The 14360-nt window shown below is 36.5% G+C and carries 17 protein-coding genes; 13 read left to right on the forward strand and 4 right to left on the reverse strand.

All coding sequences use genetic code 11. The features are described from left to right. The first annotated feature begins 2 nt into the window (after nt 1–2). The 4 genes from rbsD to rbsB are packed head-to-tail and all read left to right on the forward strand — an operon-like array spanning nt 3 to nt 3802. The gene (gene rbsD, locus LXM54_RS09690) at nt 3–401 is read left to right on the forward strand and encodes a D-ribose pyranase (RefSeq protein WP_233314986.1); all 399 of its coding nucleotides are present in this window, start codon (nt 3–5) and stop codon (nt 399–401) included. A 14-nt stretch (nt 402–415) separates the two neighbouring features. Further along, nucleotides 416–1897, forward strand: coding sequence for a sugar ABC transporter ATP-binding protein (locus tag LXM54_RS09695; protein WP_233314987.1), 1482 nt, complete (start codon nt 416–418; stop codon nt 1895–1897). A 43-nt stretch (nt 1898–1940) separates the two neighbouring features. Further along, complete coding sequence (gene rbsC / locus LXM54_RS09700) at nt 1941–2864, forward strand: ABC transporter permease subunit (protein WP_233315628.1); 924 nt, start codon at nt 1941–1943, stop codon at nt 2862–2864. Nucleotides 2865–2881: 17 nt separating this feature from the next. After that, nucleotides 2882–3802, forward strand: coding sequence for a ribose ABC transporter substrate-binding protein RbsB (gene rbsB / locus LXM54_RS09705; RefSeq protein ID WP_233315629.1), 921 nt, complete (start codon nt 2882–2884; stop codon nt 3800–3802). A gap of 39 nt (nt 3803–3841) precedes the next feature. Here rbsB and LXM54_RS09710 read toward each other — a convergent pair whose 3' ends face one another. From LXM54_RS09710 to LXM54_RS09720, 3 genes are all read right to left on the reverse strand, one after another. Continuing rightward, nucleotides 3842–4441 carry a response regulator transcription factor gene (locus LXM54_RS09710; RefSeq protein ID WP_233314988.1) on the reverse strand — a complete coding sequence of 200 codons (600 nt, stop codon included), beginning with the start codon at nt 4439–4441 and terminating at the stop codon, nt 3842–3844. After that, nucleotides 4438–5571, reverse strand: a complete 1134-nt coding sequence (locus tag LXM54_RS09715) for a sensor histidine kinase (RefSeq protein ID WP_233314989.1) — start codon at nt 5569–5571, stop codon at nt 4438–4440. Before LXM54_RS09715 ends, LXM54_RS09710 begins: the two co-directional genes overlap by 4 nt. 110 nt (nt 5572–5681) lie before the next feature. After that, entirely contained in the window at nt 5682–6713 is a 1032-nt protein-coding gene (locus LXM54_RS09720; RefSeq protein WP_282581466.1) for a fatty acid desaturase, read from the reverse strand. Nucleotides 6714–6934: 221 nt separating this feature from the next. Here LXM54_RS09720 and LXM54_RS09725 point away from each other — a divergent pair, with 221 nt between their 5' ends. The 6 genes from LXM54_RS09725 (at nt 6935) to LXM54_RS09750 (ending at nt 10168) form a co-directional block, all read left to right on the forward strand. After that, nucleotides 6935–7552, forward strand: a complete 618-nt coding sequence (locus LXM54_RS09725) for a hypothetical protein (protein WP_233314990.1) — start codon at nt 6935–6937, stop codon at nt 7550–7552. Between the two features lie 337 nt (nt 7553–7889). Beyond that, the gene (locus LXM54_RS09730; protein WP_233314991.1) at nt 7890–8366 is read left to right on the forward strand and encodes a DUF2975 domain-containing protein; all 477 of its coding nucleotides are present in this window, start codon (nt 7890–7892) and stop codon (nt 8364–8366) included. Nucleotides 8367–8376: 10 nt separating this feature from the next. Beyond that, entirely contained in the window at nt 8377–8589 is a 213-nt protein-coding gene (locus tag LXM54_RS09735) for a helix-turn-helix domain-containing protein (protein ID WP_233314992.1), read from the forward strand. Nucleotides 8590–8609: 20 nt separating this feature from the next. Then, entirely contained in the window at nt 8610–8843 is a 234-nt protein-coding gene (locus LXM54_RS09740; RefSeq protein ID WP_233314993.1) for a hypothetical protein, read from the forward strand. A 296-nt stretch (nt 8844–9139) separates the two neighbouring features. Next, entirely contained in the window at nt 9140–9841 is a 702-nt protein-coding gene (locus LXM54_RS09745) for a CPBP family intramembrane glutamic endopeptidase (RefSeq protein ID WP_233314994.1), read from the forward strand. A 189-nt stretch (nt 9842–10030) separates the two neighbouring features. Further along, a complete protein-coding gene (locus LXM54_RS09750; protein ID WP_233314995.1) occupies nt 10031–10168 on the forward strand; it encodes a hypothetical protein in 138 nt (45 codons plus the stop codon). 442 nt (nt 10169–10610) lie between these two features. Here LXM54_RS09750 and LXM54_RS09755 read toward each other — a convergent pair whose 3' ends face one another. Then, nucleotides 10611–11279 carry an O-methyltransferase gene (locus LXM54_RS09755; protein WP_233314996.1) on the reverse strand — a complete coding sequence of 223 codons (669 nt, stop codon included), beginning with the start codon at nt 11277–11279 and terminating at the stop codon, nt 10611–10613. Between the two features lie 109 nt (nt 11280–11388). Here LXM54_RS09755 and LXM54_RS09760 point away from each other — a divergent pair, with 109 nt between their 5' ends. The 3 genes from LXM54_RS09760 to LXM54_RS09770 all read left to right on the forward strand — a co-directional run bounded on the left by LXM54_RS09760 (nt 11389) and on the right by LXM54_RS09770 (nt 14335). Beyond that, on the forward strand, nt 11389–12297 hold the full coding sequence (locus LXM54_RS09760) for a LysR family transcriptional regulator (RefSeq protein WP_233314997.1): 909 nt from the start codon (nt 11389–11391) through the stop codon (nt 12295–12297). 362 nt (nt 12298–12659) lie between these two features. After that, nucleotides 12660–12983 carry a hypothetical protein gene (locus LXM54_RS09765; protein WP_233314998.1) on the forward strand — a complete coding sequence of 108 codons (324 nt, stop codon included), beginning with the start codon at nt 12660–12662 and terminating at the stop codon, nt 12981–12983. Between the two features lie 692 nt (nt 12984–13675). Then, nucleotides 13676–14335: a suppressor of fused domain protein gene (locus LXM54_RS09770; RefSeq protein WP_233314999.1), complete on the forward strand. Its 660-nt coding sequence runs from the start codon at nt 13676–13678 to the stop codon at nt 14333–14335. The last annotated feature ends 25 nt before the right edge of the window (nt 14336–14360 follow it).

Below are 14360 nucleotides of genomic sequence, written 5' to 3' on the forward strand. Positions count from 1 at the left end.
AAATGAAACGTTATGGAATTTTAAACAGTCACATTGCACAAGTTTTAGCTGACCTAGGTCATACCGATTATATTGTAATCGCAGATGCTGGTTTGCCAATTCCCGATGGTGTTAAAAAGATAGATTTAGCGATTAAGGCTGGTTTTCCAACATTTATTGATGTAGTGAATGCTGTTGAAGAGGATATGATTATCGAAAAAGTGATAATCGCCTCTGAAATAGAAGCAGGAAATCCAGAGCATGCTGACTACTTAAAGGGAAAATTCGCTGATGCTGAAATTGAAAACGTTTCCCATGAAGAATTTAAACAATTAACGAAACAAGCTAAAGCAGTCATTCGAACAGGTGAGATTACACCATATGCAAACTGTATTTTACAATCAGGCGTATTTTTTAAATAGATGAGGTGGTAATTATGCGAATTACAATGGAAAACATCCATAAAGCATTTGGAACCAATCAAGTTTTAACAGGTGTTGATTTCGATTTGCTAGATGGGGAAGTACATGCCCTAATGGGGGAAAATGGGGCAGGAAAATCAACGATGATGAACGTACTTACAGGACTCCATGCCCGTGATAACGGAAAAATCACAATTGATGGAGAAGAAATCTACTTTAAGAATCCAAAAGAAGCAGAGCAAAATGGAGTCACCTTTATCCATCAGGAATTAAATATTTGGCCTGAAATGACAGTTCTTGAAAATTTATTTATTGGCAAGGAACGAAAGAATTCCTTTGGTTTTTTAAAAACCGCCGAAATGAAAGCGTTAGCAAAAAAGCAATTTGATAGATTAGCAGTATCCATTCCGTTAGATAAAGAAGCGGGAAGCTGTTCTGTTGGAGAACAGCAAATGATTGAAATCGCGAAGGCATTAATGACAGAAGCAAAAGTGATTATCATGGATGAACCTACTGCTGCACTGACAGAAAGAGAAATCAACAAACTGTTTGATGTGATTACTTCTTTAAAAAAGGAAGGGGTATCAATCGTGTACATTTCTCACCGAATGGAGGAGATTTTCTCGATTTGTGACAGAATTACCGTTATGCGTGATGGGAAAACCGTTGATACGAAGGCCATTCCAGAAACAAATTTCGATGAGGTTGTTAAAAAAATGGTTGGCAGGGAATTAACAGACCGGTTTCCTAACCGAGAGCCTCAACTGGGTGAAACGGTTCTACAAGTAAAGGGTTTAACAAAATCAGGACAATTTGAAGATATAAACTTTTCTGTTCGTGCTGGAGAAATAGTTGGGGTTTCAGGCTTAATGGGAGCTGGCCGAACCGAAATCATGCGAGCAATTTTTGGTCTTGATGGAATGGATGGCGGTGAAATTTGGCTGGAAGGTAAGAAAGTGAGTATTAAGACACCAGAACAGGCTGTAAAGTTAGGTATTGGTTTCATTACAGAGGATCGCAAGGATGAGGGGTTAATTCTTGATTTCTCCATAAGGGATAATATTGTGTTGCCAACGCTTGCAAGCTTCGCACCAAAAGGAATTATCCAGGAAAAAAATGAGACAGACTTTGTTAATATGCTTATCAAACGCTTGACAGTAAAAACGGAATCGAAAGACATTGCTGTTGGAAAGCTTTCAGGCGGAAATCAGCAAAAAGTCGTCATTGCCAAGTGGGTAGGAATTGGACCAAAGCTGCTCATATTGGATGAACCAACTAGAGGAGTAGACGTTGGGGCAAAGAGAGAAATTTATCAACTTATGAATGAATTAACAGAACGAGGTGTAGCAATTATCATGGTATCCTCAGAATTACCAGAGATTCTTGGCATGAGTGATCGAATCCTCGTCATTCATGAAGGAAAAATAAATGGAGAATTATTGAAAGAAAATGCGACCCAAGAAAAAATTATGACATTGGCAACAGGAGGTCAATAAAATGAATCCTATTAATACAGTAACACAACCTAGCAAGACGAATATGATGAATGCAATTACACAAAAGTTAGGACCATTACTAGGTTTAATAATATTAGTTATTATTGTGTCCATTTTAAATCCTAGTTTTCTAGAACCATTGAATCTCTTAAATCTTTTAAGACAGGTTGCGATTAATGCACTTATTGCTTTTGGGATGACCTTTGTGATTTTAACTGGAGGAATTGATTTATCTGTCGGAGCTATTCTTGCTTTATCTAGTGCGTTGACAGCAGGGATGATGGTAGCTGGTGTAGATCCGATTGTGGCAATCTTAGTTGGCTGTATTCTTGGTGCTTTGATGGGAATGGTAAACGGACTATTTATAACAAAGGGAAAAATGGCTCCTTTTATTGCAACACTAGCAACAATGACGATTTTCAGAGGATTAACACTTGTTTATACTGGTGGAAATCCGATAACTGGTCTTGGTGATAACTACCTGTTTCAGTTATTTGGTCGTGGTTATTTCCTAGGTATACCTGTTCCAGCTATTACGATGATTCTTGCATTTGCTTTCTTATTCATTCTTCTGCACAAAACGCCATTTGGTCGCAAAACATATTCGATTGGTGGAAATGAAAAAGCAGCTTTAATATCAGGTATTAAAGTACCAAAAGTAAAAATCATGATTTATAGTCTGTCCGGAATGCTTGCAGCTTTGGCTGGTGCAATTCTTACTTCTCGCTTAAATTCAGCACAGCCTACAGCTGGCACTTCCTATGAACTTGATGCGATTGCAGCAGTTGTATTAGGTGGGACAAGCCTTTCAGGAGGAAAAGGAAGAATTTTCGGGACACTTATCGGTGCGTTAATCATCGGTACCTTAAATAACGGCTTGAATCTTCTTGGAGTTTCATCCTTTTACCAAATGGTAGTTAAAGGAATCGTTATATTAATTGCAGTGTTACTTGATCGTAAAAAGTAGTATAGGGAGAGATCATGATGAAAAAATTAATCGTTTTATGTTTATCACTAACACTTATGCTTCTAAGTGCGTGTTCCATGCAACCGCCTAGCTGGGCAAAACCAGATAAAAAGAAGGATTTAGAAGATATTAAAATTGGCTTATCGGTTTCTACATTAAACAACCCATTCTTTGTTTCTTTAAGAGATGGTGTGGTTAAAGAAGCGAAAAGCTTAGGGATGGAAGTTATTATCGTCGATGCACAAAATGATTCTGCCAAACAAGTTAACGATGTGGAGGATTTAATTCAGCAAGGGGTAGATGCTTTGCTTATAAACCCAACCGATTCGGCATCTATTTCAACAGCAGTTCAATCAGCAAATAATATTGGCATACCAGTAGTTACTTTGGATCGTTCTGCAGATAAAGGAATAGTAGAAGCATTAGTAGCTTCAGATAATATAAAAGGTGGAGAAATGGCCGCAAACTATATGATAGAAAAGTTAGGAGAAAAAGCACAAGTTATTGAATTAGAAGGAGTTCCAGGGGCATCAGCTACAAGGGAAAGAGGTCAGGGCTTTCATAATATAGCAGATGAAAAATTGACTATCATTGCTAAACAGGCAGCAGATTTTGATCGGACAAAAGGATTAACTGTTATGGAGAATCTTCTGCAAGCAAACCCAGATGTTAAAGCAGTATTTGCTCATAACGATGAAATGGCATTAGGAGCAATCGAGGCAATTAATAGCTCTGGTAAGGATGTTATGGTCATTGGATTTGACGGAAATGACGACGCATTAAATGCGATTAAATCAGGAGACATGGAAGCGACAGTTGCTCAACAACCTGAGTTAATTGGTAAGCTTGCTGTGGATGCTGCAAGAGATGTTTTACAAGGTAAAAAGGTAGAGGAAATTATCGCTGCACCGCTTAAATTAGTTACAAAAGATAATTAAATGAAAGAGAAGTAAAAAGGACTGGGGTGCCAGTCCTTTTTACTTGAACCATCCTTTTTCCTTAAATCTGGTGATGGCTTCTATGCGATTTTTAACTTCCAGTTTATCCAGTATCATGCTGATATAATTTCGCACTGTTCCTGTCTTAATGGATAGCTCTTGGGCAATTTCTTTTGTGTTTTTTCCATTTGCAACCAGCATAAGAACTTCTTTTTCCCGCTCTGTAAGGGGATTTTCTTCTTTGTATACATCATCAATTAATTCTGGTGCGTAAATTCTTTTTCCTTCCATCACACTGCGGATGCTTTTTGCCAAATCATCACTTGGACTATCCTTGAGCAAATAGGCTGATACGCCCGCTTTCAATGCACGCTGGAAATAGCCTGACCTGGCAAAGGTAGTTAAAATAATGACTTTGCATGGATGGCTCATGAGTTCTTCCGCTGCTTCCAAGCCTGTTTTGGCAGGCATCTCTATATCCATTATACAAATATCAGGATTTTTTTCCTTGACTAGCTGGATTGCTTCTTCCCCATTGTTTGCTTTGCCGACAACCGTGATATCATCTTCTAAATCAAGCAATGAACCCAATGCACCTAAAAGAAGGCGCTGGTCTTCGGCAATGACAATCCTGATCATAGTAAGTCCTCCCGTTCCATTATTTTTCCATCATGTGGAACAGATATATGTAATATCGTTCCTTCTTTAGCGGTAATCTCGATAGTACCGTTGATAAAATCCAATCTTTCTCTCATGCCTGCTAATCCGTTTCCTTTATGAGCATCTTCTTCCTTAAAAGGACTGGTGCCATTATCTTTGATTTTCATAATTGTTTCTTTTTTGTTTTGGCTGATGCTTATGTAGCAAGAGGTGGCATTGCTATGCCGAACTACATTAGTAACAGCTTCTTTTAAACACATACTCATAATGTTTTCTGCAATTGAAGAAATTTTAAGATTGGAAGCTATATCACTAATTAGGCTTATTTCGGCTGCTTCTAATATTTTTTTTACAAGGAGGAGCTCGTCTTTTAATTTTATACCGCGCATTTCAGAGACCATTTTTCTGACTTCATTTAATGCAGTTCTTGAAGTATGCTGAATATCTTTAAGCTCCAAGCGCGCTTGTTCTGGGTCCTTATAGACTAATTTTCTTGCTAAATCACTCTTTAAGCCGATAAGGGATAGCTTTTGACCAAGTGTATCATGAAGATCTCTTGCTATTCGCTGTCTTTCCTCTAGTTTAACTAAATTGGATATACGCTTATTCGCATCTTCCAGCTTTTCCTGCAGCTGGCCTCTCTCTTTGCGGTTATGGATGGTCAATGGCAATAAAATAACGCCAAACCAGATGATTAACACAAAGGGAAGCTGCTTTAACAGCAAGGGATCACCAATTATCACCTTGAAGTAAATGGCGAATGTTGTAACTGCCAGGTGTATAAAATATAAGATGAAATAAGGAATCTGTTTCTTTATATTTCCGATAAAATAGGATAGGAAAAAAGAAAAATATACATAGCTGTATGCATAAATAGCAAAAGTGGATATCCCGATTAAAAGGGACGGCCATAAATATATCGTCCAACCTTTTGAAAGGTAAGCAAATCTGTAAAATAGAAAAAATAAAATAGTAAGGATAATACCAGATATCACATCAACTGCTGAAGAGGCGTGGAATATAAAATAAAAGGGCAAAATAGTAAGTAATGTCCAAATATAAGGAGAAATACCGGTGCTTTTTTTTAAAACCTCTAATCTTTTTATCATCAGTTTCTAACCTCATTATTTATTAGCTGTCATTCGTCCATTTTAACATAATATAGCAGCAATTAAATGGCATAAAACCTTATAATTGCTGCTCTTAAAGTTTGTTTGTATTATTGGATTTCTGATCCGGCAGACAAGTCAAGGGACTTCTTTTGTTTTTTCCATTCATGGAAACTGATAAACTTTTTGTCTTTTTCATCCCACAACCGGAATTTTAAAGAACGAAGACTGCTTGCCAGTGTGACAGTTGGCACATTTCTCAGGGGCTCGGTCTGGTTATGAACAAGCTCTAGATTGTAATTAGGAACCCTTGGACTTAAATGGTGCACATGATGATAGCCAATATTGCCAGTCAGCCATTGCATCCATTTAGGCAGGTGATAGTAGGAGCTTCCTTCTACAGCAGCCTTTACATAATCCCAATTTTCATCTTCCTCAAAGTAAGTATCTTCAAAAGTATGCTGCACATAAAATAACCAAACTCCAACAGAGCCAGAAATAAGAAAAATAGGCAGCTGTACAAGCAAGAAAGAGGACCAGCCAAGCGTACTGCCAAGGAGAATAACTAATAACACAATGGAAATATTAGTTGCGTACGTATTTAGCCGTTCTTTCCATCTAGCACCTTTACGGTTAAAGCGATTAGCTAAAAGGAATTCATAAATAGGTCCTAAGATAAACATAATGAATGGATTGCGATACAAACGATATTGTATCTTTACAAAAAAAGAGGCATTTTCATACTCATCAATCGTCATCATCCATAAATCACCGACACCACGCTTATCCAGGTTGCTGCTTGTTGCATGGTGAATAGAGTGGCTATGCTGCCATTTGCTGTAAGGAAATAAAGTCAGGATTCCTGTAATTGTCCCTAAAATCTTATTAGCCTTACGATTCTTAAAGAAAGAAAAGTGGCAGCAATCATGGAAAATGATAAAAATTCTTACCAAAAATCCTGCCGCAGCAATTGAAATGACAAAGGTTAAAATATAAGAAATACTCAAGCTTTTGTAGGCTAAGTACCAGAGTAAAACAAAGGGCAGAATAGTATTGGCAAGCTGCCAGATACTTGCTTTCATAGCGGATTTCTCAAAGGGCGCTACAGCCGTTCTCAATTGTTTTAAGTTTTTTATATTCATTATTAGATTCCCTTCTATTAATGGATATCTCCAGTATAATTATAAACCAAACATAATTGCAGACATACATGTCATATACGCTATATGACATTTGTCATATAGAAGGGTTTAGTAAGCTTTATGGTGAATAAGTTATCAGGCTGTCAAAAGGTACTGGTCTTGTTCTAGCACGAGGGAATATATAAATCTTAAATCTGTATGTTTTACAAGGAGATGAAGAATTGAAAATTGGAATAGGTTTTTTACCAAAACATTATTATAATACAGAACCAGATGCAGGAGGATTTTTTCCTTTTGGGATGGTCAAGACGCCCTTATATGTCTTTATTTTAGATAAGTTTTATCTTCCGAGATGCAATCCGAATTTAATACCGTCGTGGATGGAAAATATTCAAGCATTTCCTCTATATTTTTGTGCTGAGTATTCTGACTACTGGAAGCGTAACCTTGAGAAAGCATGTCTCAAAAATGATATAACTATTAAATATCTATACAAAAAACGTGATAGATTCCTATCTGTATCAACAGTAGAGACTATAAGTCAGTTAAAGAAAATTCTCCCTCGATATATTTCAATGGGGAGTTCAAATGATCTAGTTATGTGGTCTACCAATAAAGATATATTTTCAACAGAAGAACGTGTATGGCAGGGTAATTGGGAAGGCAAAAGGGATGAAGTGCCAGTTGTAAAATTTGATAAAGCGGTTAGTTTATTTTGGATAGGATATGATGGTGATAGTGTAATTGGGCTTTCCAATAATACAAAGTTTTCTACTTATGAAAATATTTGTGCGACTTTACCATCCTTCGTTAGACCTGAGCTAGAGGAGTATGAATAATGTAAAGAGATGTTCAATTAGACATCTCTTTTTGTTTATACACCTAACTCATTCCTGCGCCCTTCATCATTTCTCCACTATGATTTTAATTAAATTCTGCAAAATCCCTCAGCTGGTTTTCTTCTATAAATCCTATTAAATACAGCAAATACGTTTAACTCTTGGTTCATTTTATTTAATTGTTTGTATATAAATATTATCGGCATTCCCAGCAGATACACTTTTTGAAAATATGTAATACAATAATAAACTAATAAAAAGCAATAATTATTTATTGTAATACGATAAAATATATGGTAAATTCATTTTGTAAATTATTATAGCGAGGTGTTTTTAAATGAAACGAGGTTCCACTTCTTTTTTAAAATTAGCTGTTTTTCTTTTAGGGATTCCAGTTTTAGTTCTAGGGATTTTAGGTTTAACTTGGTTGCCTTCACATACTGCAAATCCAGACTATGCTGAAGCTTTATATCCTATAGTTACTATAATGTATGCATCAGCAGCACCTTATTTTTATGCGTTGTTTCAAGCATTCCGACTTTTAAATTATATTGATCATAACCATGCATTTTCTGAAGAATCAGTGGTTGCTTTGAAATGGATAAAATACTGTGCCATTTCAATTAGTTGCTTGTATGTTATTATGCTGCCATTCGTATTTTTTGTAGCACAATTAGACGATGCTCCCGGACTTGTCCTTTTTGGTATGGTTCCTATTTTTGCAGCAATCGTCGTTGCAGTGTTTGCTGCTGTCCTTCAAAAGCTACTAAAAGAGGCAATTGTAATTAAAGATGAAAACGAGCATACGATTTGAGGTGTATAACATGGCAATTGTAATAAATATAGATGTGATGTTAGCGAAACGAAAAATGAGCGTGACAGAGCTCTCGGAGAAAGTCGGCATCACCATGGCGAACCTCTCCATCTTGAAAAACGGGAAAGCAAAAGCAATACGGATTGCTACTTTGGAAGCAATTTGTAAGGCACTGGATTGCCAACCTGGAGACATTTTAGAGTACCGGCCAGATGAAATTTAATATTATATAGAGGTGAAAGTATGAAAGTCGTTGAGGAAAAAAGGGAGCATAACAGCAATGGCAATCATGAGAATCCTCCGTTAGGATTGCAATTCATCTTCGATGGTTGTAGATTCTCCATTAAAGAAATGGATGATGTAAACAATATGATTATATGTGTATCAAAAACACAAGGAGTTACCTATTTTGGTTTTAAGGAACTAGAAGACTATTTAGATGAGGGCAAAGCGGCTTTTGTAATTGATAGGGAATAGGCTTAAGGCAAGGGGACTATTGCTTATACTTGTTGAGGAGGGCTTTAGTTGTTAGCAACGTTAATAAGTGAAATCTGTTTTTATTTTTTTCATAAATTATTGCTAGTTAATACTTACTAGACTTGTTGAGAAGTATAAAAAAAGAATTACTGTGCTGAATTAATAAAACCATTTAAAAAAATATAAAAGTACTATATAATCATTTGTGGGATAATATGGTTTTATATACTAAATTTAGAAATAGGTTCCCTTGGAATCTATTTCTTTTTAATTACGTGAATATTTAGGAGTGGGCAATGAAGAAATACATACTTAATTATTATTTATGGATTTTTATTTTATATTTGTGCTGTATGAAATTCATTCCATATCTGGTGTTATATCCGTTTTACTGGATGGGTGTTGGAATTGAGTCGACTGCTTTTGATGGATATCTGGAAGTTAATAAACCAATTCAGTACTATATTACTTTTTTTAAACTACTAGCAATACTTTTTTGCATAATAGCTTTATATAAATGGTCAAACTTGTTCATTAAAAGAAAGCTAGTAATTAAATGGGCTGATTTAGGATGGGCTATATTGTTGCTGTTTCTAAAATTTATTCTTACTGCACTGTTAATAGGGCTGCTTTTTCTATTAGGAAAAGATCCAGACTTCACAGTTCCTAAAAATCAACAGAAAGCAGAAGAGTTTATACAAATGACTGGCCTTTCTGTCATTACTATTATAATTTTGGCTCCAATTATCGAAGAATTCTTTTTTAGAAAGATTATTGTTGGGCATTTATTTTTTAGGCATAAATATATAGGTGTTATCGTAAGCGGACTTCTATTTGGGGGCGTACATGTTATAGCAGGTTTCACCTTGCAGGCTTTTATTGCTTATACGGTGATGGGCTTGTTGTTTGGATTCGTTTACGTTAAGACAGGAAGATTGGAAACTTCTATAATTGCACATGGTGTAAATAATCTTATTGCATTATTAAAATTGATTTAGTGAAGGGGAATCACATGATAGGATCGACAGCAGTAGTATTAGTAATAGGGATAATAATGTTAGTAAAAGGTTTATGGAAAAAGCAAAAACGATGGATTGGACTTTCTCTCATACCTTTAGCAATAGTATTAATAGGAATTCTAACCCTATAGAATAATAGGTTCTACTTTAAAAACTTGGAGGTAAAAAATGTCTGTTGAAAATAGGTTAATTCAAGGGGAGAGTGAGTTTTTCTATGAACCTTTTTATATTCCTTATTTCTTAGTAGCTTTAGGGCTATTTATATATACTGATTGTTTTTATCAGTTTCGTAAAAGTGAAGTATAATTGGATAGGAAAAAGCTTGCTGGGAATTTCTATTTTTACATATTTGTTAGTTGGTGCATACATGATGGGATCTGGTTATTATTCTGACGGCTATAATTCTGATATATACATATTTTTTAGGGTTTGGTTTTCTTGAGCTGAACCTGTTGGCGTATCCATACATTTTCCTTGCCCTTGCTGCAGGATAGGGAAAAAGGGTAATTAGGACAATTGTCTTTTCAGGATGGACGGTATATAATTGTTATGTTTTTATATCTATTAATCTAGAAAGAAGCGTTTTTAAGTTGAAAAATCTGTTTGTTTTCTTTTCGATTCTTTTTATTATCTTCTCAAATGGCGATCATCCTAAGGGAGGATACAAGGAAGAACGGAAGCCTCGATCTAAAGAGGAAACAACCCTATGATGTGAGAAACGGAAGAGCAATGCTCTTCCGTTTTTTCATTAATGAACCAATGTTAATACAAATCCGTCATATCCTTTTTCTCCTACTGTCTGGATACCAACAGAATCAACTCGTTTATCTTCTGCAAGGATGTCGATAAATTTCCTGACTCCAATTACTTTTTCGTCGGAGCTGTTCTTATTTATCACTTCTCCGTCGCGAACCACATTATCGGAAATAATCACCGCGCCTTTTGCAGCCAATTGGATTGCCCATTTTATATAATGGGGATTATTCGGTTTGTCTGCATCGATGAAAATAAAATCAAACTCACCGAAGCCTGTGTTTTGTAATGTAGGCAATGTGTTTAATGCGTCACCTTCTATAATAGTAACTTTATCTGTTAATCCTGCTGAGTTTAAATTTTCTTGAGCTGTTTTTACATGGATGGGATCTGTTTCTAGGGTGACTAGTTTGCCGTCTTGGGGGAGTGTTCGGGCCAGCCAAATGGTGCTGTAGCCGCCGAGTGTGCCGATTTCTAAAATGTTTTTTGCTCCTTTAAGCTGTGCGAGCATGGCGAGAAATTTTCCTTGTGTTGGAGTGACATCAATTTCGGGAAGGCCATTCTTTTGATTATTGTCTCTAACATACTCCAATTCTTTACTTTCTGGCTGAAGCCGCTCCGTAAAATAGTGGTCAACGGAACTCCAAGTTTTATCAATTTTCATTGTAACCAACTCCTTTTGGATTATATATCCATTGTAAGATATAATTTTACATAAATAAAATATATGTTTTTTATATTTATATAAATAAAACTTATAAGGAGGAGTTAAAATGAACCTTCACGGATTAAGGCTGTTTCATCATGTAGCTAGTGTTGGCAGCTTTACTAAAGCTGCTGAAATTCTGCGGATCAGTCAGCCAGCTGTTTCTAGCCAAATAAAGCAATTTGAAAGTGAACTAGGAATTCCTTTGTTTCATAAGAATGGAAAAAAGTTTACGATAACCCCGTTTGGAGAAACGTTAGCGCAAAAAGCAGCGTTGTTTTTTGCTCATGAAAAACAACTAGAACAATTTGTGCAAGACTATAAAACAGCGAAAAAAGGACGGCTTCACATTGCTGCAACCTATCTGCCTGCTAACTTCTTAATCCCGCAATGGGCAGCAGCATTCAAAGCAGATAATGAAGAGGTAGAGATTAGCATTACGACGAGAAATTCACAGGATGCTTTTGGTGAATTGATTCATTATAAGGCGGATATAGCCATGTATGCAGGCGGAAGGGAAGAGCAAATGGAGGAAGTAGAGTGGCGGGAGCTTTTTCAGGATGAGATTTGGTTCGTCGTTTCCCCGCAGCATAGGCTTGCGAACTGTACGGTATCACTTGAGGATGTTATGAAAGAGCCTTTTATCATGAGAGAAGCAGGAAGCTCAACAAGGGAAAGACTCTTTTCCTTATGTCAAACACATCGGGTAACGCCGCCAAAAATTGCTTTGCAGTTTACAGGCTTAAATGAGGCTGTCCGTTCTGTTATGACAGGCTATGGCGTTAACTTTGTGTCCTCGCTAGTTGTTAAGGAGTATGTGAAGACAGGACAGCTTGCGAGGGTGTTTGTTGAAGTAGCGCCAATAAAGAATATTATTGCCATTTGTACACGCAAAGGCGAGAATCTTCCTCCCGTAGTAAAGGAATTTATTCGCTTATGTATGGAAAGCAGCAAGCACAATGATGCAAAAAAATAGATGTAGGTATGAAGAGACGCGAAGAAAGTCTCAATTTAAAATAGGGACAAGCAGTAGTGAATAGCCAAGGAAGGGAACTGGCAATACTGTAAACAAAGCTAATAACCCCTCCAAAATACAAATCCCAATAAAATTTGCAGCACTCCTAAAAAGCCTAATAAAGTTCAAATAGAATAGGAATATTTTCGCCAATTAATTAATATATTTAATTCTGATAAGGATATTATGTGGTTTTTCCTTTTTGTGGTATTGAAAGGGGGGATGTGTTGCAGGAAAAAATAAAGCTTAGCCCGAGTCGTCTATTCGCACTTACGCCAAGGAAACTTTAGGACACTCTTCGTTGTCACGGAGGTGATTTAAACATGAAGAAGGTGCTTCTGTCCATTTCTAATTTTCTCTACGGCGGGTTTGTATTGACTGCCATGTTTGAAAATTTTAAGCGGATTCGCGATGGGTTTGTAGACGGAACTGTTTCATTCTCCAAAACGCCAATTTTGGATATGGTTCAATTCTTAATGGACGACTGGGCATACAAGTGGTTAGCAATCTGGGCTGTTGTTGGGCTTATCCTTTATTTTCTGCACGCCAATACAGAAAGAAAGAAAAAAGCCGAAGCCGCAGACAAGGAACGCTTATTTCGTTGGTTAGACGAATACCGAAATAAACAAAATAAAAAAAGCAAATAACCAATTATTTCTTTAACGCACATTCGCGCCAACGAATGTGCTTTGCTTTTTATATACTATGATACTCTTAATAAAAAATGACTGATTAAACTCAATAAGTTCAAGCATAGATTTTGCTTGTCTAAAGTAAAGCATAACTTATCAAAAGGGCTCTGAACAAGCGATATAGTTAGTTTTCCCAAGCTGAACAAAGAATATTCAGCTCGGAATCTTTAAAAAAATCTTTGAAAATATGAATCTAGAATTTTTTTATATCCATATATTGGATGTAAATGCTAAAATGGTAAGTACAGATTAAAATAATATTCGTTTGGGAGGGAGTTTATGCCATAGTAATGTTAACAAAGCTAGTATTTATTACGAACTTGTTGAAGTGGCATTCCTTTTTTATGATTCATGGATTTCTCCAGATTATTAACGCATAGAAGGGTTTACGAAGCCTGTATTCGCGCGCAAACAGACGGGTGGGTGTCATCCTTTGCTTGCTTGGGACTGGAGTTAACAATTGCATAATATGAAATCAATTGTTCTGAGGAAATGCTTGTTACGGTTTTAGTATCTGAGAGGAAGCTTTGTAAAACTGGATCCCAGCAGGACATTATTTACAAAAAACCTATACGGAAATTTTCACAAGTATTATCGAGAATATGGCTTAATAAAATGAGGGAATTCTAGGAAGGAGTTTAAATACAATGGATAAACAAGAATATAAAAGATTGGCAGCTGAACAAGAAGATTGGGCACCAGGGTGGGATGCTATTGATGCTGTATTTGAGAACCTGTATCCCAATCAGGAACCCTCGCATTTTGGTACAGACCTGCACGCAAGAGCGATTTTTGGCGGTGATCAATATTTGGACGGTTATAGTATTTACGAATCGTCTCATGGATACAAACATATCGTTACATACGGCATGACAGAGCTGTATACAGACACAGAGGCCTTTGGAGGGGAGTGGAGTAAATGGGGCTATGAAATGACGATGAAATTAAACGAAGACACTCTTGATGATTGTATGTGGTCACTTGATATGCTCTCCAATCTAGCTCGCTATACATTTACACAACAGCGTTTTTTTGAACCGCTCCAATATATTGCTGGGAATGGAACTTCCATTCATATCGGAGTAGAATCCGATATTACAGCATTATTAGTCGTACAAGACACAGAAGCGGTTGGGATGGACACTGTTCATGGCAGGGCGGATTTTCTTCAATTGGTGGGAATAACTGAAAAAGAATTAGAGGTACTGAAAGAGGATCATGCGAGAGCAGCTGAGCTTGTTGCAAAAATGAAGCGAGACAATCCCCACTTAGTAACAGATATGAAAAGGAAGCACTCTTATTTATGATAACAAGCTGTCTAACAGGCAGCTT

This window comes from Bacillus sp. Au-Bac7 (assembly GCF_021341655.1).
Taxonomy (GTDB): Bacteria; Bacillota; Bacilli; order Bacillales; family Cytobacillaceae; genus Niallia.

Bases quoted from the DNA above. Each gene is read 5' to 3' on its own strand.
- rbsD (WP_233314986.1), top strand. From the start codon at position 3: ATGAAACGTTATGGAATTTTAAACAGTCACATTGCACAAGTTTTAGCT.
- LXM54_RS09720 (WP_282581466.1), bottom strand. From the start codon at position 6,713: ATGAATATAAAAAACTTAAAACAATTGAGAACGGCTGTAGCGCCCTTT.
- LXM54_RS09735 (WP_233314992.1), top strand. From the start codon at position 8,377: ATGGCAATTGTAATAAATATAGATGTGATGTTAGCGAAACGAAAAATG.
- LXM54_RS09745 (WP_233314994.1), top strand. From the start codon at position 9,140: ATGAAGAAATACATACTTAATTATTATTTATGGATTTTTATTTTATAT.
- LXM54_RS09740 (WP_233314993.1), top strand. From the start codon at position 8,610: ATGAAAGTCGTTGAGGAAAAAAGGGAGCATAACAGCAATGGCAATCAT.
- LXM54_RS09765 (WP_233314998.1), top strand. From the start codon at position 12,660: ATGAAGAAGGTGCTTCTGTCCATTTCTAATTTTCTCTACGGCGGGTTT.
- LXM54_RS09770 (WP_233314999.1), top strand. From the start codon at position 13,676: ATGGATAAACAAGAATATAAAAGATTGGCAGCTGAACAAGAAGATTGG.
- LXM54_RS09715 (WP_233314989.1), bottom strand. From the start codon at position 5,571: ATGATAAAAAGATTAGAGGTTTTAAAAAAAAGCACCGGTATTTCTCCT.
- LXM54_RS09760 (WP_233314997.1), top strand. From the start codon at position 11,389: ATGAACCTTCACGGATTAAGGCTGTTTCATCATGTAGCTAGTGTTGGC.
- LXM54_RS09695 (WP_233314987.1), top strand. From the start codon at position 416: ATGCGAATTACAATGGAAAACATCCATAAAGCATTTGGAACCAATCAA.
- rbsB (WP_233315629.1), top strand. From the start codon at position 2,882: ATGAAAAAATTAATCGTTTTATGTTTATCACTAACACTTATGCTTCTA.
- rbsC (WP_233315628.1), top strand. From the start codon at position 1,941: ATGATGAATGCAATTACACAAAAGTTAGGACCATTACTAGGTTTAATA.
- LXM54_RS09710 (WP_233314988.1), bottom strand. From the start codon at position 4,441: ATGATCAGGATTGTCATTGCCGAAGACCAGCGCCTTCTTTTAGGTGCA.
- LXM54_RS09730 (WP_233314991.1), top strand. From the start codon at position 7,890: ATGAAACGAGGTTCCACTTCTTTTTTAAAATTAGCTGTTTTTCTTTTA.
- LXM54_RS09755 (WP_233314996.1), bottom strand. From the start codon at position 11,279: ATGAAAATTGATAAAACTTGGAGTTCCGTTGACCACTATTTTACGGAG.
- LXM54_RS09750 (WP_233314995.1), top strand. From the start codon at position 10,031: ATGTCTGTTGAAAATAGGTTAATTCAAGGGGAGAGTGAGTTTTTCTAT.